Source organism: Kitasatospora sp. NPDC004614 (assembly GCF_042873675.1).
GTDB lineage: Bacteria > Actinomycetota > Actinomycetes > Streptomycetales > Streptomycetaceae > Kitasatospora.
On the sequence record NZ_JBIALR010000001.1, the window covers coordinates 56,487 to 79,081 of the forward strand.

General features: G+C 72.3%; 12 protein-coding genes and 2 pseudogenes. 11 read left to right on the top strand and 3 right to left on the bottom strand.

Annotated features, from left to right (window positions below):
- Positions 1-11 precede the first annotated feature (11 nt).
- Entirely contained in the window at positions 12-356 is a 345-nt protein-coding gene (locus ACFYST_RS00280) for a serine hydrolase (RefSeq protein ID WP_387858779.1), read from the bottom strand.
- 169 nt (positions 357-525) lie between these two features.
- Between ACFYST_RS00280 and ACFYST_RS00285 the strand changes: the two genes are divergently transcribed.
- From ACFYST_RS00285 to ACFYST_RS00295, 3 genes are all read left to right on the top strand, one after another.
- Positions 526-2,190 carry a serine/threonine-protein kinase gene (locus ACFYST_RS00285; protein ID WP_387858781.1) on the top strand — a complete coding sequence of 555 codons (1,665 nt, stop codon included), beginning with the start codon at positions 526-528 and terminating at the stop codon, positions 2,188-2,190.
- Complete coding sequence (locus ACFYST_RS00290) at positions 2,187-3,890, top strand: serine/threonine-protein kinase (protein ID WP_387858783.1); 1,704 nt, start codon at positions 2,187-2,189, stop codon at positions 3,888-3,890. The genes ACFYST_RS00285 and ACFYST_RS00290 overlap by 4 nt, the downstream gene beginning before the upstream one ends.
- A gap of 481 nt (positions 3,891-4,371) precedes the next feature.
- Positions 4,372-4,782, top strand: a complete 411-nt coding sequence (locus ACFYST_RS00295) for a hypothetical protein (protein ID WP_387858784.1) — start codon at positions 4,372-4,374, stop codon at positions 4,780-4,782.
- Positions 4,783-5,170: 388 nt separating this feature from the next.
- On the opposite strand, the pseudogene ACFYST_RS00300 reads toward ACFYST_RS00295, so the two are convergent.
- Positions 5,171-5,413: pseudogene (locus ACFYST_RS00300) on the bottom strand (transposase); the annotation flags it as partial.
- Positions 5,414-5,812: 399 nt separating this feature from the next.
- On the opposite strand from ACFYST_RS00300, the gene ACFYST_RS00305 reads away from it, so the two are divergent.
- The 8 genes and pseudogenes from ACFYST_RS00305 to ACFYST_RS00340 all read left to right on the top strand — a co-directional run bounded on the left by ACFYST_RS00305 (position 5,813) and on the right by ACFYST_RS00340 (position 20,412).
- Entirely contained in the window at positions 5,813-7,273 is a 1,461-nt protein-coding gene (locus ACFYST_RS00305) for a hypothetical protein (protein ID WP_387858786.1), read from the top strand.
- A gap of 22 nt (positions 7,274-7,295) precedes the next feature.
- On the top strand, positions 7,296-7,820 hold the full coding sequence (locus ACFYST_RS00310; RefSeq protein ID WP_387858788.1) for a hypothetical protein: 525 nt from the start codon (positions 7,296-7,298) through the stop codon (positions 7,818-7,820).
- 630 nt (positions 7,821-8,450) lie between these two features.
- A pseudogene (locus ACFYST_RS00315) lies at positions 8,451-8,537 on the top strand (hypothetical protein); the annotation flags it as partial.
- Between the two features lie 207 nt (positions 8,538-8,744).
- Positions 8,745-16,310: a LamG-like jellyroll fold domain-containing protein gene (locus ACFYST_RS00320; protein ID WP_387858790.1), complete on the top strand. Its 7,566-nt coding sequence runs from the start codon at positions 8,745-8,747 to the stop codon at positions 16,308-16,310.
- 317 nt (positions 16,311-16,627) lie between these two features.
- Complete coding sequence (locus ACFYST_RS00325) at positions 16,628-16,912, top strand: hypothetical protein (protein ID WP_387636500.1); 285 nt, start codon at positions 16,628-16,630, stop codon at positions 16,910-16,912.
- 422 nt (positions 16,913-17,334) lie between these two features.
- A complete protein-coding gene (locus ACFYST_RS00330) occupies positions 17,335-17,664 on the top strand; it encodes a hypothetical protein (RefSeq protein ID WP_387858792.1) in 330 nt (109 codons plus the stop codon).
- Position 17,665: 1 nt separating this feature from the next.
- Entirely contained in the window at positions 17,666-18,691 is a 1,026-nt protein-coding gene (locus tag ACFYST_RS00335) for a hypothetical protein (RefSeq protein ID WP_387636495.1), read from the top strand.
- A complete protein-coding gene (locus ACFYST_RS00340) occupies positions 18,688-20,412 on the top strand; it encodes a hypothetical protein (protein ID WP_387858794.1) in 1,725 nt (574 codons plus the stop codon). Before ACFYST_RS00335 ends, ACFYST_RS00340 begins: the two co-directional genes overlap by 4 nt.
- Positions 20,413-20,460: 48 nt before the next feature.
- Here ACFYST_RS00340 and ACFYST_RS00345 read toward each other — a convergent pair whose 3' ends face one another.
- Positions 20,461-22,176 carry an APC family permease gene (locus ACFYST_RS00345; RefSeq protein ID WP_387636490.1) on the bottom strand — a complete coding sequence of 572 codons (1,716 nt, stop codon included), beginning with the start codon at positions 22,174-22,176 and terminating at the stop codon, positions 20,461-20,463.
- Positions 22,177-22,595: the final 419 nt, after the last annotated feature.

Below are 22,595 nucleotides of genomic sequence, written 5' to 3' on the forward strand. Positions count from 1 at the left end.
GAGCTGTCCGGTCAGCAGGGCGCGGGAGAACGCGGCCAGGTCGTCCAGGGTCGACACCATGGCGCCGGCGCTCCCGTAGATCTGCACGTGTTGGAGACCGTGACGTCCTGGGTGTAGAAGATCACCGGGTGCAGGTAGCCGTGGAGGTAGTTGCCGTACAGCGCGGGATCGACGGTGGGGAAGCTGGTGTCGTGCAGCCCGAGCGGTTCGATGATGCGCCGCTGGATTTCGGTGGCTGCTTCGTCGCCGGTGACGGCCTTGACCATCATGCCGGCCAGGACGTAGTTGGTGTTGGCGTAGCTCCACTGCCGGCCCGGCGCGGAGACGGGCGCGCGCTTGGAGAGCGCGAGGTCCACCAGACTCTGCGGGGGCCAGGGCTGGTTGGGCTGGGTGTTCAGTGCGTACTGGATGCCGGGCTCGGGATCAACTTTGGCTTGAGTGAAAGGAGTTGGCCGCCTGCTCGGGACCCATCTAGCAGGCGGCCAAGCGGCAAGGCATTAGACTCACGGGCAAGGGGGACCTGGCGTGCAATCACTGGCATCTCACGACCCGACGCACATCGGACCGTTCCGCACGGCCGGGGTGCTCGGACAGGGCGGCATGGGGCAGGTACTGCTCGGGGTGGCGCCGGACGGGCGGCTCGTCGCCATCAAGCGGGTGCACGCCGACCTCGCGGAGGACCCCGGGTTCCGCTCCCGCTTCCGGCGGGAGGTGGACGCATCCCGCCGGGTCTCCGGGGCGTACGCCGCACCGGTCATCGCCGCCGACCCCGATGCGCCCACCCCCTGGCTCGCCTCGCTCTTCCTCGCCGGGCCGACCCTCGCCGAGGCGCTGGAGGCGGGCGGGGCGCTGCCCGAGCAGACGGTGCGCCTGCTCGCTGCCGGGCTCGCGCAGGCGCTGGCGGAGGTGCACCGGGTCGGGCTCGTGCACCGGGACCTCAAGCCGTCGAACGTCCTGCTGACGGCCGACGGCGTCCGGGTGGTGGACTTCGGGATCGCTCGCGCCGCCGACCACGAGACGGTGCTCACCCGCACGGGAGCGGTGATCGGCTCGCCCGCGTTCATGTCGCCCGAGCAGGTGCGCGGCGAGCAGCCGGGGCCGGCGAGCGACGTCTTCTCGCTCGGCGTCACACTCGTCACGGCCGCCACCGGCCGTAGCCCGTACGCCGGTGACTCGCCGCTCGCCGTCATGCACGCCGTCGCGCACGGCGTGCCCGACCTCGCCGCGGTCCCGGCCGGGCTGCGCCGGATCGTCGACCCGTGCCTGGCGAACGAGCCGGCCGACCGGCCGACGTCCGGTCAGCTCCTGGAGCTGGTGGGCCCGCTGGCCCCGACCGCACGCCCGTGGCCGGCGAGCGTGTACGCGCAGATCGAAGAGAAGAGAAGCACCGCGGCCCGGCTGGCGCAGGCCGCGCCCCCGGCCGCCCCTGCTCCGGCGGTGACCGCCTCTGTGGCCACCGCCCCCACCATGGCCGCCCCTGCTCCGGCGGTGACCGCCTCCGTGGCCACCGCCCCCACCATGACCGCCCCCGTCGCGCCGCCCCCCGCCCCGCGCCGCCGCCCCCGCTGGCTCGTCCCCGTCATCGCGTCCTGCGTGGTGCTCGCCGCAGTGGCGGCCGTGGTGCTGACAGCCGGCCCGGACAAGGTGTACCAGGCGGTGGCCCCCGACCCCGTGCCGACACCCGGCAGCACCCCGCTCGCCGAGGTCGCCGACAAGTACACCAAGACCCTCCCCACCTGCGCGCAGGCCGACCGCAGCATCAAGGCTCCGGCCGACTTCGGCGTGCCCAGCGGCAACAGTGACGGCGTGGGCCAGGAGCCCGGCCCGGACGGGCAGCAGCATCCGGCGAACTCCTGCGTCTGGAACAGCCGCTCGGGCGACGAGGTCGGGGTCTACTGGGACCTCTTCCTCTCCCGACCGGGGGGCCTCACCGGTGCCCAACTCGCGAAGCAGCATTACGAGGGCATGTACCTCGGCGCCAAGACCCCGCGCGACCCGAACCTCGGTGTCGGCGAGGAGGGCATGTGGTACGCCACCCCCGATGACGCCAACTGCGAGCTGTACGTCCGGGACGTCAACGTGGAGATGTTCATCATGGTCAAGGGCGTCCACTACCCGAGGGGGGCGGTCTGCCAGAACCTCGCCAAGGACATGGCCCGCCAGGGCCTGGCGGCGGTGGCGGCCCTGTGAGCGGAGAGGACCAACTGCCCCGGCAGGCCGGACCGTACGTGCTGCTCGCCGAACTGGGCCGGGGCGGCATGGGCCGGGTGCTGCTCGGCGTCACACCGGACGGGCGCCCGGCAGCGGTGAAGCTGGTGCACGCCCGGCACGCGGCCGAGCCCGACTTCCGGGCCCGCTTCCGGCGCGAGGTGGCCGCATCCCGCCGGGTCTCCGGGGCGTACACGGCGGCCGTACTGGACGCCGACCCGGACGCCGAACAGCCCTGGCTGGCCTCCGTGTTCGTGGCCGGCCCGTCGCTCGCCGCAGCCGTCGGGAAGGCCGGCGCACTGCCGGGACCGGCACTGCACCGGCTGGCGGTCGGCCTGGCAACGGCCCTGGCGGAGATCCACCGGGCCGGCCTGGTACACCGCGACCTCAAGCCCGAAAACGTGCTGCTCGCCCAGGACGGGGCCCGGGTCATCGACTTCGGCATCGCGCGCGCGGCGGAGGGGCGGGAAACCACCGAGCTCACCGGCACCGGCTGGGTGATCGGTTCTCCGCAGTTCATGTCGCCGGAGCAGGCGGACGGCCGGGAGCTGACTGCGGCGAGCGACGTCTTCTCGCTCGGCTCGGTGCTGGTGCTGGCGGCGACCGGCCACAGCCCGTTCGCCGGCCCGTCCGTCCTGCAGACGCTCTACAACGTCGTGCACGCCGAACCCGACCTGACCGCCCTGCCGCCGGCCCTGCACGGGATCGTCGCGCGCTGCCTGGCCAAGCAGCCGGCCGACCGCCCCACGCCGGCCGAACTACTGGCCCTGCTCGGGCCGGTGCCCCCATCGGCCGAGCCGTGGCCACCCGCCGTGCAGCTCATGGTGGCGGCGCAGCGGGCCCGCGCCGAGCATTTGCTGAGCGGTGGGGCCGAGCACCCGGCGCCGCCCACCGCGGCCGCCCCGCCGACCGCGCTGCGCACTGTGCCCGACCTCCCCGCCGCACCGCCCCTTCCCCGCCCCCCACTGCAGCTCATGGTGGCGGCGCAGCAGGCCCGCGCCGAGCAGCCGCTGAGCGGTGGGGCCGAGCACCCGGCGCCGCCCACCGCGGCCGCCCCGCCGACCGCGCTGCGCACTGTGCCCGACCTCCCCGCCCCACCGCCCCCTCCTCGCGCCCCACGCCATATCAGGTGGTGGGTCGTGGGCGGGCTGCTCGCGGCCGGACTCGGCATCGGCGGCTACCTGATGCTCAGCCAGAAAGGCGGCGGCAGTGAACTGCCCGACGCCTACTACACGATGCCGACCTGCGCGCAGATGGCGCCGGTTATTCCGATGAAGGGTCAGCTGCGGGCGGACAAGGGATCGGACACGAACATCGGGAACCACGCCAAGACCGAGTGTCACTGGTTCCCCACGGCCCCCCTCCGCCAGGGCGATCCGATCCCGGACGAGAGCGGCATCATCTCCTGGGAGATGTACCGTTCGACCCGCGCCCAGAACGGCACCCGGGCTGCCGAACAGGACTTCGCCGGGACGGGCAACCGGCCCGAGACCGGCCTGGGCTTCGGCGACCAGGCCGACTGGCTCGACGCCACCACCACCGGCCCCAAATGCCAGCTCAACGTGCGCGCCGGCAACCTGGTGATCCGGGTGTACCTGAAGCGCGACACCTACCCGGACTGCGAGGCGTCGGCCCGGGACGTCGCGAGGGCGACCCTGGCGGCCATCCCGGCGGGAGCGTGAGCCGCTCCCGTCTCACCCCTCAACCTTGTTGATCCCTGCCAGCAGCGCACCGCAGCGTTCCGGCTCCTGGAGGGCGTCAACAGTTGGGGCACTTCGCGGCATGGAGCAGCCGGGTGTGCCGCCAGGGGTCGGGCGACCGGCGGCGGCGCAACGGGCGCCAGGCTCCTTCGCCCAGACCTGCGCCCAGTCCAGGCCGGCCTCGAACCGCGCGTCCGGCATCGACCACAGCATCCCGAGCCGCCCAGCATGTCGACCTGGTGTGGCGCCGGATCACCAGCCGAAGTGCTTTATCCGCTGGTCCGCCGGCCGGCGGCTGAGGTCGTCGCCTGGGCGTTGCCCGATGGCCTCGTCGTGTACATGCGCGCCTGCTAGCATCGCGACTCGCGCGGACTTGTGGGGGACCGTGCACGGGGAGAACGGAGCGAGATCCATGAGCGTACCCACTGAGATCTCACAGTTTCGCCTGGGCCACCGAACGAGCATGACCCGCACCGAGGGGCTGCGCAGTACGACCTATCGGTCGCAGTGGCACCTGTTCCCGCTCGGCGCGAGCCGACGCCCGGAAACGGGGTCCGTGGTTCTCGACGTAGTGTGCGGAGACTGCCGCGTCCCCATCAGGGTCGTGCTGGAATCCGAGCCGACCGCCGCGCAGAAGCAGCGGACCCGCAGCACGCTCGGCTGGCTCCTGCTCGTGGCGGGGATCGGCCTTGTTGTCATCGCTTGCCTCATCGGCGGCAGCGGCGCGGGTGCCGGCTTGGCAGGCGTGACCGGCTTGTTGGCCGTGGCCGCCAGCTTCGGCGTGCGCAGCGGGGCAAAGACCTATTCGGGCGTCCGCGTGGACCGCGACCAGCCCACCACCACGAACACCCCGCACCGGATCTTCGTCCGCTGACGCCGCCGAACGATGGCAGGGTCTGCTCTGTGCTGCCCGGGTGCCCGCGCTGGAGGTGCGCGCCGTCATGGAGGTCAACCGAAGGCCGACGCGTCCCGGCGACTCGCACCAACTGCTCGACGGTCGTGTCGAGTTGTGAGTAAGTAAGGTAGTAGGCGATCTCGTCGGGCTTGGTCAGGCTGCGGCGGGCCAGTGCCCACCGCCGACGGACCTGGGTCTCGTCCTGGTGGTCGTACTCGGCCACGGCGGGCAGCCGGACGGCCGCCCAGTGGTAGACGCGCGGGCCCTTGGCGCCGTTGCCGCACGAGATCCGTCCCCAAGCCTCGGCCGGGGCCCGGGCGAACAGCCGGTCGATGCGTGGACAGCCTGCGCTGAACTGGGATTTGGGCACTGCCAGGACATGGCCGACGCCGGACTGTTCGAGCAGGCGCCGCAAGCGGCCCTCCTGCCCGTTGGCCGAGTCCGCGGTGACCCAGGCGATGGGCAGCTCGGAGGCAAGCGCACGCAGCACCATGGCCTTGGCCAGGTCGCCCTTGGTGTGGAAGTCCCGTTCATCGGGGATCTTCGCCGCGCGGCAGCGGTCCCGGTCCGCGGCCCAGGACTTGGGCAGGTAGAGCTCCCGGTCGACCAGGGCCCGGCCACGGGCGCCGGTCCGCCCGCGACGAGGAGGGCTTCGGCAGCTTCGACGATCGCCTGCCGCTTCACGGCCGCCCGTCGCGTCGTTCGGGAGGACTCTTTCGCTGCCACGGGGGCGACTTCACACTCGCCCGGTATTGGAACCACTTCCACCATTGGCATGGCTTCCAGTAGTGTCCGTGACGGCGAGTCGCGTTGTTGTCCGAGCGCCAGACTGTCACAACTGCCTTACGGCGGAGGGGCATTGGGGTGAGCGGCGAAGCGGTCGAGGGGAAGTCGAGAGCCGCCGGGAATCTGACCTGTTGCGCCTGGTCGCGCTGAAACGCCTGAGATCGGTACCCCGACTCGCGGCACCCGCGAATGCCCGGCGCTGTGCACTCACCTTGGAGATCCTGTGACCGATCAGGGAAGTGCGGGGAAGTCGGCCGAGCCGGGTCCGGTGCGCGGTGCGGCGGTGGCCGCGGTGTGCGTGGTGGTGGCAGGGGCTCTCGCCACCGCGTCGGGGACGTGGTTCTCGCCGCAGTGGAAAGCGGGTTGGCTGATCACGGGCCTCGGCCTCGTCGCGGTGGCCGTGGCGTGGCCCCGGCGCATCCGCGAGGTGCCGGCCGACGAGGTGAAGAGGCGGGCGACCGCCGTCCTCGCCTTCGCCTGGGTCCTGGTGCTGTGCGTCGCGGCGGTGGCCTTCGCGCTGACCGTCAGCGTCTGGTTCCACGGCCGTGACCTCGACGACACCGCGACGCTTCGGGTCCAGGCCCTGACGGTGGAGTGCGAGGACTCCGGTGAGCACGGGCAGAAGTGCCACTACTCCTACGTCGTGAACGGGCGGGAGTACCTCGGCGACGGCAACTTCGGGGGGTCTCTTCCTGTGACGCTGCGGGTCGACCCGGCCCACCCGGGAGACCTGGGGAGGGCGGACCAGGACTACAAGCTCCTGTGGGTCGGCATCGTGCTCTCCGCGCTGACGGCCGCTGGGGCGGCGTGGGGGCTGGTGGACGGTGAACGGGACCTCGCTCGGCTTGGTCGCGACGGTTACGCACCTGAGCCGGAGCAGGATACGCCGGAGGCGCGGAGCATGGCCGAAGCGGAGGGGTTCGGTTCGTTCGTCGCCAGGAAGAAGATGCCGGGCAGTGCCGTCTTCGTCGGCGGGTGCATGGGCGCGGTCCTGCTCATCGTTTTCGGGGTCGCCCTGGTGGCGGCCACGGGCTTCGGGTCGGCCCCGAGCCTGGTGGGAGTCGTCCTCCTTGTCGCGGCGGTGGCCGTCGTGGTGCTCACCGTCCGACGCGACAGACGCGACACCGCCAGGGCGCCCATCGTGTACGGGTACGAGTCCGGCATGGTCATCGCCTCCGAGCGGGGATGCGAACCCCATTCCTGGCAGGACGTCGTCCCTTTCGAGTTCATGCAGGCCCTGAGGAGCAGCAGTGGCCAAGGGAGCAGTTCACGAACCTCCTACCACCGCTGCCTGGAGCTGCGTTCCCCCGCCGGCACCAAACTGCTCGGATTCCTCGGGCAGCGGGAGGTGGACCGGTTCGCCGAGCTGCTCGCGGCCTACGAAGTCCCGCGGGCCCAGGAGCGACTCGACCGGGGAGAGTCGGTCACCTACGGCCAATTCACCCTGAGCGCCGCCGCGTTGACCGTCGACGGCACGGCGCACCCGTGGCGGGACATCCACCACCTCACCACGGCCGACCACGAGGTCGGCGTCGTCATCCGCACCGGGGAAACGATCTCCGCGTTGCCCGGCGAGACGCCGCACCTTCGCGCCCTCCGCAGCCTGATGGCGCACCGGATCCGGAACGGCGGATCCCTCACGGCCGAAGCCGAAGGCGAGCCGGGCGGGGGCGCCCACTCCTGACCGGCCCGTCCGAGGCGACACCATGCAGGAAGGAGCGGGTCCGGACCCCGCGAAGACGCCCGGCAAGGAGTGGGCAGGGCTTGATGAGCGAAGCAGGGAGGGCACGCCGGCCATGCAGGACGGGATCGATCCCAGGTTTGCCGCGGTCGACGCCGCGCTCGATCGGGGCGACCCCGACGCCGGTACCGAGGTGATCAAGCTGGTCTTCGCGAGCGACGGGTTCGAGGCTGTCGCGGCGAGGGTCGAGCGTGCTCTGGGAGCCGACCGGTTCAAGGTTCGGCAGCTGGCCTGCGTGGCCGCAGGCGACCTCGCCCGAACTTCGGGCCGCCTGACTCCCGGCATCTACGCGGCACTGCGAGCGGAAGGACTCGGAGGGGTGGCGGACACGGCGATCAGGGACGCTCTGACCTTCATCCCGTTCCGGCAACTGTCCTGGTGGTTCCGATGGACCTGGATCCGGCTGACCGTACTGGAGGGGATCGAAGGACGATGGCTGCGCGCCGTCGACGCCGTCGAGACCGCGCGTGAGGCCTGGCGGGCCAGGTAGCCAGGTCCGGACGCCCCGAATGGCCGGGCCGCCGGTGACGCGGCAGGCCGGAGGCGTGGGATTCGCTCCGGGCAGGGCGATCCTTTCGAAGAGGTCGCGGGTGAGGAGTACGTCCGCTGCAAGCCCGGATTCTCTGGGGCGGGGCGGGGCGGGGCGCAGGGCCGGGGCACGGTGGGGTGCGCGGTCGGCTGCCGGGTTCCGGTGCCGGTGCAGCGCGGTGTCGCGCCGGACCGGCAGTCGCTTCCGACGCGGTACCTGCGCGGGCAGACCCGGTGGCGGTGCGGCGGGCCGCGTGCCTGACTGTCCTTCCGGTTGCCGCCGGCCGGGGTGGCCGGCGGCCGTGCGGGGAGGGGCATGCGAGGCCGTAGTAGGCGGCCATGAAGCGGGTGATCTGGTCGGTGTGGTCGGTGAGTTCGGGCAGGTGGAGGGTGGTGGCTTCGCGGACTTGGCGGGCGAGTTCGCCGGTGTCCTGGGCGGCCGGGTCGACGTAGGGCTCCAGGCGGCGGACGAGTTCGAAGCTGCTGGAGACGTCCACGGCGCGCATGGCCTTCTCCAGGCCGAAGCGGGGCGCGTCGGCGGGGATCACTTCGGGGAGTTTGCGGCTGACGAAGGTGACGCGGTGCAGGACGCGCCAGCACGTGCGAGGGCGGCATGCTCGCGGACGTCGTCGTCGCGGTGGCGAGCATCGACCCGGTGATGGGTGGCGTCGACCGCTGAGAGCCGCCGCACCGCCGACCGGGCCAGGGGCGGCCGTGCCGGTTCCGGATGAGGCCGGCCACCCGGCGCGCGGCGGGGGGAATGCGCCCTTGACGATGGTGATCCTCTGCGACAGGTTGATTGCACTGTGTGCACATCGGGGGTTGGCAGTGACCTCGGGTGCGCATGAGTCCATCACCGCGAAACAGCGTCCCGGGAGCACCCTTCGTGACCGAAGACCAGCATCTGCTCAAGGTCTACAGCGACCGCGCCTACGTGCACACCACGACAGTTCGGCACCAGGGAAGTACGGTCGCGTTCGCGATGGACGATCAGCGGCGGATCGTCTACAGCGTCCTGGACCTGTCGCAGCACGACGAGGCGAAGGGCGAGGCGGACGCGGCGTACTGGTCGGAGGACCCGCTGCCGCTGCGCTTCCCGGCGGAGGTGGCGCGGGTCGGCTACGCGGTGGCGGGCACGGTGCGGATGCCCGTCGTCAAGCGCGGCGGGCGGGTCGAGGCGGACGCGGCGGAGCGGCTGGAGGAGCAGGAGCTGGACCGGTTCCTGTCGAGCACGGCCCGGCTCGGCGCCGCCGCCCCCTTCCAAGCGATTTCCGACGGCACCCACCTGTACGTGCTGCGCCAGTCGGTGCGCGCCGACCATCCCGACGCGGTGTTCCGGCTCGCCGACGGCACCGGTTCCTCGGGCGACCCGGCCCGTACCGACTACCTGGCCAGGGACGGCGAGGCCAGGCTCGCGGTGGTCGACGCGACCCTGCTGTGCGACCGCTTCGTGCTGGCCGGCGGCGAGTTGAAGCCGGTGCTGGAGGTCCGCTACCGGCGCAGCCGGCACAAGGGCCGCCCGGACTCCGCCAAGGACAGCCTCGGCACCCAGGACATGGAAGGGCGGCCGTTCGTCGAGCCGACCCAGGAGCTGTCCTTCGTCCGCAACCTCTCCGGCGGCCGCTTCACCGCCCTGCTGGTGCCCACCGCGGTGCACGGCCGGGAGCGCTGGCAGATCTTCGCGCACAACGACGCCGGCGGCCGGATCGACGGCTTCAGCGTCGAACGCGGCCGGGACGGCCTGTTCAACACCCAGGGCACCCAGGCCTGGACCAGCCCCGACCCGCGCTACCGGGACGCCGTCCACGAGGGCGCGCCCGGCGCCTGTCCGTTCACGGGCCGGCCGCTGGTTCCGGCGACGGACGAGGGCGGGCGGGCCGGGACGGCGCTGCGCTTCGACGGCGTGGACGACGTGGCCGAGCTGCCGAGTAGCGCCCTCGACCTGGCCGACCGCGACTTCACGGTGGAGTTCTGGGCCCGGCGCACCGCCACCGGTGGCCGTCAGGACTTCCTGATCGGCCACGGCGCGACCAGCGGCGTCCGGCTGCGCACGCTGCACATCGGCTTCCGCGGCGACGACACCTTCACCTTCGCCTTCTACGGCGACGACCTGAACATCCCGCAGCGCACCACGGACACCGACTGGCACCACTGGGCCTGCGTCTTCGTCCGCGACACCCGCGAGCAGATCGTCTACCGCGACGGCGTCGAACTCGGCCGCCGCACCACCGAGATGCCCTACGCCGGCCTCGGCGGCCTCACCCTCGGACGCGGCATCCGCTCGTACGGGCGCGCCGAGCTGGACGAGGTCCGGATCTGGCACCGCTCCCGCGGCGGCGCCGAGATCGCCGCCGACCGCGGCCGCCGCCTGGTCGGCAACGAGCCGGGCCTGGCCGTTTACTACCGCTTCGACGAGGGCTCCGGCACCACGCTGCGCGACCAGACCGACCACGCCCGGCACGCCGCGCTGAGGGGCGGCCCCGCCTGGGTCACCTCCGAGGCCCCGGTCGGCGAGGACTCCGCGGTGAGCCGGAGCAGTTTCGGCTTCACCGGGCGCCGGGTGGTCTCCGGCCTGTCCGCGCTGCTGCACCACCAGCAGGAGGCCGCGCCGGCCGGCTACGACCAGTCGGCCAAGCCGGTCAAGCGCCAGGCCAGGGTGCTGCTGGCCTGCACCACCGGCGGGCCCGACCCGGCGACCGGCGCGGCCACCGAGGAGGCCTACGTCGCCACCCTGGACCTGGGGGTGGGCCGGGACGGCCGACTGGCCCAGGTCCCCGAGGAGTTGACCCTGCCGGTGCTGGCCGCGCCGGAGTCCAGCGGGAACGTGGAGGCGGCCGGCGAGCTGGACGCCCAGGTGGCCCGGCTGGGACGGGACATCGCCGCCACCGAGGCCGAGATCACCCGGCTCCAGCTGGAGACCGCCGAGACCCCGGAGGTCGAGCGCCAACGGGCCGAGGCGCGCGCCACGTTGGAGAACGATCCCGCCTACTGGCGCTACCGGCTGCGGTTCAAGCTGCAGAAGGACGGCAAGGACCAGTACCTCGCGGTGAACGGCGACAGCAAGGAGCGCGTCGCCCCGCTGGTGCGCACCGCCGACAAGCAGGCCGCGTCGACGGTCTGGACCTTCGAGCCGACCGGCACCACGTTCAACGGCTTCACCTGCTATTTCGTCCGGAACGCCAACTCCGGACTCGACATGAACGTCGACGACCGCAGGACCGGCAACGACATCCCCCTGATCCAGTACCCCCGGGAGGCCGACAACGGCGCCACCCACTTCGCCCTCGACACCTGGAACGGCAACAGCCTGGTGGCCCGCCACAGCGGCAAACCGATCGCGGCCCGGGACAGTCAGGGCGACCGCATCGTCCAGTACGACTACGGGGCGGTCAACTCCTCCGGCGAGAGCATCCTGATCCTGGAGCGGATCGACAACTCGCTGAAGTCCAGCCCCGCCACCGACCGGCTGAACCAGCAGATCGCCGAACTCACCGATCGCCTCCAGCTCCTCGCCACCAAGCAGGACCGGCTCGGCCAACTGCGCCGCGACCTGGCCGCCCAGCAGGCCGGCCTCGCCGTCACACAGGACGAACTGGGCCGGCTCACCGGCGGCGTGCGCGGCTCCGACGACATCGCCCTGCCGGTGCCGCAGCTCGCCGTCGACCGCACCGGGCTGAGCGGCTCCGGCGCGCTGCTGGGCTTCGCCCGCGCCGCCGACCGTCCGTTCCTGCTGGACAGCGCCACCGGCAACGTGGTGCTCTACTTCCGGGGCTCCAACGGCCAGTTCTTCGCCGCCTACTACGACACCCAGGTGCTGCGCTCCTCCCGGCAGCTGCCCTCCGGCGGACGGACGGTCTCGTTCACCGCCCGGGATGCGGCCACCGACCTCGGCCCGACCGAGATCACCGTCGAGGCCGGGGACGGACCGACGCAGGTCACCCTGACGATCCGGCACGACGGGCAGACCGAGAAGTGGTCCCATCTGCCGCGCCGGGCCGAGGACTTCGCCGCCGTGGTGAACGGCGCGGCCGAGCAGCCCGTGACCATCGGCACGGTGCTGCGGATCGACGGCGACGTGGTGCAGTTCAGCGAGGGCACTCTCGCCCCGCTGGCCGGCCCCGGTTTCGTGACCGTCGGCGGCCACGGCTTCCGCTTCGAGGGCAGCCACCCCGCCGGGTCGAAGTCGCTGCGCCTGGGCAAGGGCGCCGAGTTGACCCTGCTGAAGCCCGGGATGAGCGTGCAGCGGGTGCGCTACGACCACCGCTGGTCCACGTCCTCCCAGCCCGGTGCCGTCCTCGCCGAGGGCTCCCGGCTGATCACCGTCGACCCGGGCGGCCTGGCGGAACTGCCCCTCGGCCGCGCGGACGGCCTGGTGCGCGGCCACGGCGGGCGCTGGCGCGCCGACATGCCGGGCCGCGCCTACGCCTTCGACGGCAAGGGCCGCTACCTTGCCCTGCCCGCCGGGCAGTTGACCCGGGCCGGAACCCCGGGCGACCTCACCCTGGAGACCTGGATCAACCCGGAGCGGGCCGAGGGCCCGGTGCGGCTGCTGCACGCCAACGCCGGGGACGCCCCGTACGGCCTCGGCCTGCTCGGCACCCAGGCGGTCTCCGGGCTGGTCTTCGACGGCGCGGACGACGCCGCCGTGGTGCCCGGTGCCTTCGGCTTCGGGGACGGCGACTTCACGGTGGAGTTCTGGGCCCAGCGCACCGCGGTCGACAGCCGGTCGCACTACGTGCTCGGCCACAGCGGAGACCAGGGGCGGGCCGGCGAGAGCCTGCACATCGGCTTCCGCTCGAACGGCCGCTTCACCTTCGCCTTCTACGGCGACGACCTGGACACCACCCAGTTGTTCGGCGACACCAAGTGGCACCACTGGGCCTGCGTCTTCCAGCGCGAGACCCGCCAGCAGGTGATCTACCGGGACGGCCAGGAGATCGCCCGGCGCACCGCCAACGCTCCCTACCGCGGGCAGGGCCGGTTCTCACTGGGCACGGTGCTGTTCAATCCCCGCGAGTTCGCCTCCGTCCGGCTGGACGAGGTCCGGCTCTGGTCGAAGTCCCGCGGGGGCGACGAGCTGCGGGCCGACCAGGGGCGGCGGTTGAACGGCACCGAGCCGGGGCTGCTCGGCTACTGGACGTACTCGGCACCGGCACCCGGTGCGCAGGCCGTACTCGCCGACCGCTCCGGCAACAACCGGCACGCCGAACTGCGGGGCATGCCCACCCCCGTCCCGGCACGCTCGCCGGTCGCGGACGGCGGCTACCGGGTCGTCGCGGCCGTCGGCGACCGGCGGGTGGTCAGCCGGGAGACCTTCCCGCTGCGCGAGTGGGGCCACCTCGCGCTGGCCTACCAGCAGTCCTGGGCGGTCGAGTTGGCCGGCGAAGCCCACCTGGAGGTGCCGGACGACGACGCGCTGGACATCGCCGACGACCTGACCCTGGAGGTGTTCGCCCGCGTCGACCGCCTCGGCGAGACCCAGGGCCTGCTCTCCAAGGGCCGCACCGCCGACGGCGTCGGCGGCAGCGTGCCGTACCGACTGGTCGTCCTGCCGGACGGGCGGCTGGAGTTCGCCTTCGAGGAGCCCGACGGCCGGGCCGTGCGCTTCACCTCCACCGAAGGCGTGAAGGCCGGGCAGTTCCACCGCATCGCCGTGGTCCGCAAGGGCGGCCGCTCGATGCAGGAGCAGAAAGGCACCCAGCAGATCACCGTGGCCGGTGCCGACGGCAGGCCGACCACCCGGAGCGTCGAGCTGGTGGAGTCGCTCGCCGTCCGCGAGTGGCAGGACATCCGCTTCCACCTGGACGGCCGGGAGGCCGGCGCCGCCCGCTACGAGGGCCCCGGGCCGCGTGGCAACGACGCGCCGCTGGAGCTCGGCCGGGCCCGTGAAGGTGCCACCGCACAGCAGCTGACCGGGGTGCTCGCCGAGGTCCGGATCTGGGGCACCGCCCGGGATGCCGCCCGGCTCGGCACCGCCGTCACCGCCCGCGACCGCGGCCTGGTCGCGCACTGGCGCTTCGAGGAGAACACGGGCAGCACGGCGGCCGACGCCACCGGCTCGCACCCGGCCCGGCTGCGCGGCGCCCGCTGGGTGCGCAACCCCGACCCGCGCGGCAGCGTCTTCCGGCTCTACCGCAACGGCGTCGCCGTGGCCTGCGACCCGGCCGGCACCCCCGGCGTGCCCGACACCGCCGCCTTCGCCGACAGCGGCGACCCGCAACTGACCCTGGGCGCCGTGCTCAAGGGTGGCAAGCCCGCCGAGGCCTTCGACGGCGTGCTGGAGGAAGTGCGGATCTGGCGCACCGCCCGCACCCACGAGCAGCTGCTGGACAACCTGTTCACCCGGCTCAAGGGCGAGAAGGAGGACCTGGTCGCCTACTGGCCCTTCGACCGGGACTCCACCGAGGCGGACAGCGCCCAGGTCCGCGACGAGGGCCTGCGCGGCAATCACCTGGACTTCGGCCCGGCGGCCACCCGCCCGCGCACCGTGCTCTCCGGCGCACCCGTCTCCAACGACGCCGCCCAGGTCCGCTCCGCCCTGGCCGGGCTGCGCACCCCCTTCCACCAGAGCATCTCCGCCGCCCCGGCGGTCGCCGAGTACGCCGACATGCAGTACGGCTCGCGCGGCGAGGCCTTCGGCGTCCTCAAGCGCGCCTACAGCTACCTCCAGGACGGCCGCTGGCACCTGATCACCGGCTACAAGGTCGGCGAACTGGTCAGCGAGTGGGTCAGCCAGATCCAGTTCGACCCCCAGCTCATCGGCTACGTCGAGGGCGCCCCGCCGATCCCCTCGGAGAACCTCACCGCAGGACTGACCGACCCCGGCAGCGACACCTTCGAGGGCGCCTCCACGGTCAGGCTCACCGAGGCCGAACAGGTCGTCCGCTCGCTGTCCTCCGCCAAGGAACGCAGCGTCGACGCCGCCTTCGGCTTCGCGCTCTCCAACGAGGTCGATGTCGACGTCTGGATGATCACCGCCCCGCTCGGCTTCGGCATCGCCAAGTCCATCGCCAAGGGCGGGGTCTCGGCGAGCGTGCGCGGCAACCTGGAGTTCTCCAACAGCTGGGCCGAGGACACCTCCGTCTCCCAGGGCGAGAACACCGCCCGGACCACCAAGGTCTCGCTCACCGGCCACTGGGAGGACCCGGGCCGGCTGCTCAACCCCACCGCCGGACGCCGCTACGTCCCCGCCAACACCGGCTTCGCCGTCGTCCAGTCGCAGACCGCCGACGTCTTCGCGCTGCGCCTGGCACACAGCGGCGCCCTGGTCGCCTACCGGATCCAGCCCAACCCGGACATCCCCAAGGACTGGAACGTCGTCCCGTTCCCGATCAACCCCCGCTACACCAAGCAGGGCACCCTGGACGGCACCGTCGGCTTCGACGAGCGCGGCAAGGTCGCCGACCCCGACTACCGGGGCGGCCGCGACCGCGGCGAGTACAGCTACTTCAAGCCCCGCGAGGCGTACGCGCTCAAGCGCCGCATTCAGCGCGACCAGCAGCGCCTGCACAGCTACTACGACAGCGTCTCCACCGAGACCCACGCCCCCGACCCGCTCGCCCAGAAAGCCGGCCGGGTGCTCGGCGGCGCCATCGGCGCGGACGCCGCCCCGGCCCGCGGCCGGGACGCCACCGACAGCGCCACCGGACAGGGCTTCTCCCGCCGCGACCTGGTCAACACCTACGTGTGGACCGCCGCCGGCGGCTTCTTCGCCGAGACCACCGAGACCACCGACGTGGTCAGCGAGACCACGTCCGGCTCGTACTCACTCTCCGGCTCGGTCGGCACCTCGATCGGCACCTCCTTCCAGATCGCCGGCATCGGCATCGGCGCCCAGCTCGACGCCTCCGTCGGCGGCGGCATGACCGCCACCCGGGCCCGCGGCAAGGAGGCCACCCGCTCCTTCGGACTGGAGGTCGAAGTCGCCCCCAGCAGCAACCTCCAGAGCTACGACACCGACCGCAACCCGGTCTTCGACCAGGACGGGAACCCCGTCAAGGTACCCGGGAAGGTCGACGCCTACCGCTTCCTCAGCTTCTACCTCGGTGAGGACAGCGAGCACTTCGACAGCTTCTTCCACAAGGTCGTCGACCCCACCTGGCTGAACAACGGCAACGACCCCAACGCGGCGGCGCTGCGCCAGGCCCGTCAGTCGGACCGCAAGCCGCCGTGCTGGCGGGTCCTGCACCGGGTCACCTTCGTCAGCCGGGTCCTGCCCGACATCCCGCCGGCCGACGCGCCCCCGCTGGAGAAGGCCATGCGGCAGCTGGACGTGGAGAGCAACTACGAACTCGTCCGCCGCCTCGACCCCTACGTGAAGGGCGCCGCCACCGGCCTGCCCGAACTGTCCGCGGCCACCCGCACAACGCTCGCCCGGGAACTGCCGGAGCTGCTCCCGCACGCCGACGACGTGATCGGTTTCCTCGCCCAGTACTACGGCGTGGAGGCCTGAGAGGGTCGCCTCCTGTCCGTCCCCGCTGCTCACGCAGGGCAGCGGGGTCGGACAGGAGGCCGTCGGTGCGGCCGGCCAGGTTGCCGAGTTCGGCGCTCTCCACGGCGGCGGCCTCGCACGGGGGTACCCCGGGGCTTCTCGGCGGCGACACCCGCCACCAGGCCGGGAACACGGTGCAGGCGGAGCGCGAACGTCCCGGCGGGCCGGTCGCGCACCGACTGCACGTCACTTTTCCGCCCTACCACGGGAGCCCGGACACGCGACCGGGAACCTCCGAAAGCACGTCGCCGCACCCGACGGCACCCACACTGGATCGTATGGACACCGAAGACGCTCCCACGCCCCGCCGCGAGGTCTACGACGCCGGCACCAAGGACACCCTGCCCGGCACCCTGGTGCGCTCCGAGGGCGACGACCCGAGCACGGACGAACTGGTCAACAGCGTCTACGACGCGCTCGGCACCACCTTCGACTTCTTCCGGGACGTGTACGGCAGGGAACTCCCTGGACGGCGAGGGCGGCCCGCTGCGGGTGACCGTCCACTATCGCGAGAAGTTCCCGGGGACGTGGTCGCGGCCGGCCGTCGACGCGGGGGCCGATGACGTCCCCGATCCTGTCGGTACTCCTTCGGTTCTCGACAGGTTCCCGCCGCTGCTGGTCCGGCGCGGGATTCACGGGGTGCGGACCGGCCGCCTCGGCGGCCGTCGGCGGACCGACGGCCGGCGAGGACCGGGATTTCCGACTGGAGGTGCGCCGGCTTCTCCTCGCCCTCGGTGCACAGCTGCTCCGCGTTCGACGTCTGCACTTGGTCCTCCGGCGGTGGCCATGCCCCGTCCAACGATCGCGCAGGGGAAGCGGTCGCACCCGGACCTGGCTGCTCACCCTGTTGGCGGCCCGGCCCGGCCGGGCGCCGGTGTCGGGTCGATCGCCGAGTTCGACTGACTGTTCATCAGTGACTCGCGGGTGTCCGAGCGTTGGGCCGGGTACGCTGGGCGCAAGGGTTGGCGGCTGGCTGGGGGCGGGCGTGGGGACCAGGATTTCGGTGTCGCTCAAGGGGCCGCTGGGGCTGGATGACGCGTCCCGGCTGCTTGAGGAGCTGGCCGCGCAGACGGGCCTCGGCTGGCGCGAGGAGCCGGTCGACGAGGGCAAGGTCCTCAGCGGTGGCCTGGTGGAGATCCTGCTGGTGGCCGTGGTGAGCAAGACGACCGAGCTGGCCTTCGAGGTGGTGCTGGAGCGGGTGAAGCAGGTCGTCGAGCGCTGGCGCGAGGAGCGGCTCGACAGGCCGGAGGCGTCGGTCGACGCGCAGGCCCTGCCCGGCACCGAGGCGACGGGTGAGCAGGAGCGGGACGGCTGAGATGGCCTCCCGGGCGTTGGTGATCGGACCGGGCGAGTACGCCGAGGACTCGGGCCTGCCGGGCCACCCCACGATCCGCGCGAGCGCCCTGATGTACGGGCACGCCCTGGCCGGCGACGCGATGTGGGGCCCGGAGAGCTACCGCGTCCTGGTCGGCGAGCAGGCGCGGACCGCGGACGACGTCATGCGGGCGTTGCAGGGGGCCGCGGACGCGACCGGGCCCGAGGACGTCCTGCTGGTGGTCTACGTCGGCCACGGCCAGTACTGGAGCGACGTGCCGGGCGGTCAGGTCCACTTCTCGGTGGGGTCCTCGTACAAGGACAAGCCGTGGACCTGGCTCTCCAGTTGGTACCTCTACCGCGCCATGCGCAAGGCCAAGGCGCGGCTGAAGGTCCTGATAGCCGACTGCTGCTACTCCAACATGCTGCCGATCCTGAGCGGAGGGGACGAGGCGCTGGTCCTGCCCGGGGTGCTGGGCCGGCGGGACGAGGGCAGCTGCGTCTTCACGGCCGTCAGGAACGTCAGGGCCGCCGACGCCGAGGGCTGTTCGAGCCTGCCCGCACCGCTGGACCGGTGCACACCGTTCAGCGGACACCTGCTGCGCGTCCTGCAGGGCGGCACCAAGGACCACAAGGACCGGCTGACCATCGGCCTGTTGCGCGAGGCGGTGCGGCGGGAGATGGAGGGCTGCGCGCACCAGGCGCCGGGCATGCTGCTCAACGACGCCCGGGACGGCACCCCGCTGTTCACCAACCAGATGGAGCGCCGGCTGCGGGATCAGAGCCAGGTGCCGGCCAGTGCCGAGGACTGGATCCGGCATCTGATGCTCGATCAGGACTACTTGCTCGACGTGCTGTTCGGGGACGAGCGGATGGTCGGGGACATCGTCGGCACGCTGAGCAGGAGGCCCGACGACGCCAGTCAGTCCCTCGCGCGCCACCTCGACGAGAAGGCGAACACGCGGTTCCAGGAGGCCGAGACCTTCGCCCGGTACTGGAACCGGGTGGAGCGGGCGCCGCGCACATGAGCGGCAGTCTGCCGGGCGAGGCCGCCGGGGGCGGCCCGGAGCGCCCCTCGGCCCTCGGCTACGGGTGGGTGACCACCTGCTCGATCGAGAGCTTCGTGCGCCGCATGCAGGCCATCCGGCTGGGCACGGCCAACGACGACGGGGCGCAGCCCGCCACCGCGATCCGCCTGCTGCACGTGTTCGCCGTCAGTCGTTCCATCGACGATCTGCTCACGGCGGCCTCGACGTCGATGCCCGCGTCCAGCCCGGCCCTCCCCGCGCGGGACCGTCTCAACTACTGGGACTCCGTCAACATGCTGGCGACCGCGGCCCTGTGCCGCAGCGCCGAACAGGCGGCGGAGCTCGCGTGCAAGCAGTGGGAGGCCGAGGGACGCGGCGCAGCGGGGCGGGGCACACCGCTGACCGACGGCATCGTGCACGACGTCGCCTGCCAGCGGACCGCGCCGGACGTCGCCGTCTTCGTCCGGGAGTGCCGGCGGGCGCAGGGGCCGGTGGACAAGACGCTGCGCGTCTTCACCCGGCCGAGCTCCGGACGGACCAATCTCGACAAGGCGCTGCTCTACATCCTGCTGCGCGAACAGGGCTGCGACCCGGAGGCCACCAAGCTGCTCCTGCAGACCCTGTCCACGATCGACCGGCACGGTTCGACGCAGGCGGCGGACACCGACCCGGCCGAGTTCCACGACCTGGTCGGGGCGCTCTACCAGCTCAGCCCGGCCGAGCAGATCCTGGAGAACTGGGTCGATGCCCAACTGGCCGACCCGGAGCAGGTGATCGCGACCAGGCGGATCGTCGCCCGGCTGATCGCCAGCGAGACGGGCAGCCCCGACACCCTGGTCGAACACGTCGGCGCCCGGTTGTCCCGGCACGACATCGTCGAGATATGCGGCCAGTTGGCGACGACGCGGCCCGAGAAGTGCGACGAGATCCGCCGGCACGCCGCGGCCCGGAGCAGCAACGACGAGCTCGCCGAGCTCGTCATCGCCTGGCACCGCTCCCAGATCCTCACCCGGACCACCAAGGACCTCCTCGCCGACGTCGTCGCCGTCGGGGTCGGCGGGGCCACCGGACCCCGGCCGCGGTCGAGGGTGGCCGACCTGGACAAGGTGTTGGCGAACTTCAACGCCGAGGCGGAGTGCCGGCGACTGCTGTGGATCGCCGCGGCCGAACAGGTCGAGGGCCGCTCGGGGATCGAACTGGCCGAGCTGCTCGGCCGAGTCGAGCGCACCAGCGACCGCTACCGGGTGGCGCGCAGGACCGCGCGCAAGCTCACCGCGCACGTGCTCGGCGACGGCGCCGACCCCGCCCTGTTCGTCGACTACGTCACGAGGCTGCGCGTCGACGGGCGCTCGGACGCCGTCTTCCTCGCCCTCAAGGAGTTGGCGGACCCCTCCGACCCAGGCAGCTGGTCCGAGGGGTCGGCGCTGGTCATCGCGGAGATCGCGGTCCGCCTCTACGCCCGGGACGCGGGGCGCGACGGCTGGGACCTGCTGGAGCGCTGCCTGGAGAACGAGCAGCGCATCAGCCACCAGGACGTGGCGGCCGTCGTCGCCCGGCTGCGCGAGCCCGACAGCACGCTGCCGGCGGACCGCAGGCTCTTCCTGCTGCGCGCCACGGTGGGCCGCTGGTCCGACACCCACGCCCGGGAGAACGCGGTCGAGTTGCTGCGGGAGAAGGGCTACGACCCGGAGGCGGCGGAAGTCGTCCGCTCACTTCGTTAGGCGGCGGAAGTCGTCCGCTCACTTCGTTAGGCGGCGGAAGTCGTCCGCTCACTTCGTCAGGTCGGGGGCGGGCGTCGGCGCCGGCAGCAGCGGGGCCTCCTGCCCCACGTGCTGGCGCGAGGTCCTGACCAGGATCTCGAAGGCGCCGAGCGCCAGGGCGGCCACCAGCACGCCCACCGCGAACTCCTGGTGCGTCCCGACCGAGGAGTTGCCCAGCAGCGTCAGCAGCATCAGCGCGGCCAGGTAGGCGGTCAGCCAGATCGCCGCCCGGGCCGCCGCGCTGGTGCGCCAGTGGCGCAGGAGCGTGACGTGCTCCTTGGCGTCGTAGATCCGTCCGAGGAGTGGGAGTCGGCGCGAGAGGACGGGGAGTATCAGCAGCAGGGCGCTGCCGCCGGCGAGCGAGGCCATGGAGCGCCACATGCTTGCCCAGCCCGCGCCGTAGAGGATCAGCGCGATCAGCGTGAAACTCACCCGGGCCAGCCCCTCGTGGACGGTGCGCCGTCGCAAGGAGTGCCGGCCCAGCTTGCTCCGCAGCGAGACCAGGACCACCCCGGGGAAGGCGTAGATGATCAGCGTCAGGACCCCGGTGACGGCGGTCAGCGGGGCCCAGCTCCCGCCGGCCAGCCACAGCACGATCGCCCCGATGAAGAAGTCGGCCAGCAGGATCAGCCAGTAGACGTCGTAACGCTGCCGCAGCGAGGCCCTGCGGGCGCTCTGCAGGCCCCGGTGCGTGAGGTGGGCCCGGCTGAGCGCGGCGACCTCGCGGGTCACGGCCTGTCCGAAGACGAGGCCGGCGCCGAACGGCGAGGCCACGGCGTCGATCCTGAGCAGCCACCCCAGAACGTTCAGGTCGGCGGCGAACGCGAAGTCGACGAAGGGCGACTCGGGCCCGTCCACGGCCTGGTGCGAGGGGGACCCCAGCGGCTGCCAGTGCGTCTGGTACCGGCCGAAGACCACCTGCAGCGCGATGTACAGGGCGGTCGAGCCGACTATCGTCCCGAAGACCGCCCAGCGCAGCCGGGCCGCCTCGCCGATCCCGCGCCGCTTGACGTTCCCGGCGAGTTCGAGTGGCGCCTGGAAACCCACGTAGGCGTAGATCACGCCGCTGTTCACCACGGCGGCCAGCACCGCACTGCCGCCGTGCCCGCGGGGATCGGCGGCCGACGGCAGGATGCCGCGCTGCACGCCGTGGGTGAGCAGCAGCGCGACGGCCAAGACCGGGACGGCGACCTTCGCCAGGGTCAGGGCGGTGGAGAAGCGGAACAGGAGCCGCGGTGCAATCAGGTTGACCGCACATATCAGCATCATGAAGGCCAGCGTGTACCCCCAGCCCACGAGGGTGAGCCGGTGGTCGACGAGCAGCCCGGGGAGCTTCCAGGACAGGCCCTGGGTCATCGCCAGGGCCTCGCTGGCCGAGTTGATCGCGTAGAAGATCCACAGCCCGGCGGCGATCACGGTCGCCACCAGCGGTCCACTGCTCTGCAGAGGCAGGAAGATCAGCCCGCCGGTCTTGGGCGCGGCACTGCTCAGTTCGACCATGACCCAGGCCACCACCAGCATCAGCCCGCCGCCGACCAGCCAAGCCAGCCAGGCGCTGGAACCGGCCTGCTCGTACGCCTTCTGCGCGCCCACCAGCCAGCCCGACCCGAAGACGCCCCCGGCCGCCAAACCGACGAGATGGTAAACCGGTAACCGGCGTTGTTCGTCCTCGTCCTCGATCCGCACCGCCTGTCCGCTGCCGCGCCGCGCCTCGTGGACGCTCACTTGGGCCCTCCCCGACGTTCACGGTGCTGGCGCCCCCACGCACAGCATCGAAAGGTTACAGAACGCGGCACGATCCGGGTGATGGTCCGTCAGGAAATTGCTACGCAACGATAATCCGGTCAGCAGCCGGTGCCGGGGTCCGGGCGGCTCGCTGTCGTCCACTGTCCCGTGGCCGGGCCCGGGTCAGCCGCAGTGGCTCCAACTGCTGCTCCAGGAGGTGCCGTCGGCTTCGCTCCCGCCGGTCGCGTGCAAACCACCTCAGTATCGTCTGGGCAGGTCAAATGCCCTTTCGGGCCAGGAAGTTCGCGAGACCGTTGACTCCGTCGCCGATCGCCGGGCAGGATGCCGATCATCCAGGCAGACACGGCCGGAATCACACTCTCTCCACCCGTACCTTGCAAGGTCTCCGCAACAGATGC

Excerpts from the sequence above, each read along its gene's own strand:
- ACFYST_RS00295 (WP_387858784.1), top strand. The coding sequence starts at position 4,372 with ATGACCCGCACCGAGGGGCTGCGCAGTACGACCTATCGGTCGCAGTGG.
- ACFYST_RS00310 (WP_387858788.1), top strand. The coding sequence starts at position 7,296 with ATGCAGGAAGGAGCGGGTCCGGACCCCGCGAAGACGCCCGGCAAGGAG.
- ACFYST_RS00325 (WP_387636500.1), top strand. The coding sequence starts at position 16,628 with ATGGACACCGAAGACGCTCCCACGCCCCGCCGCGAGGTCTACGACGCC.
- ACFYST_RS00335 (WP_387636495.1), top strand. The coding sequence starts at position 17,666 with ATGGCCTCCCGGGCGTTGGTGATCGGACCGGGCGAGTACGCCGAGGAC.
- ACFYST_RS00340 (WP_387858794.1), top strand. The coding sequence starts at position 18,688 with ATGAGCGGCAGTCTGCCGGGCGAGGCCGCCGGGGGCGGCCCGGAGCGC.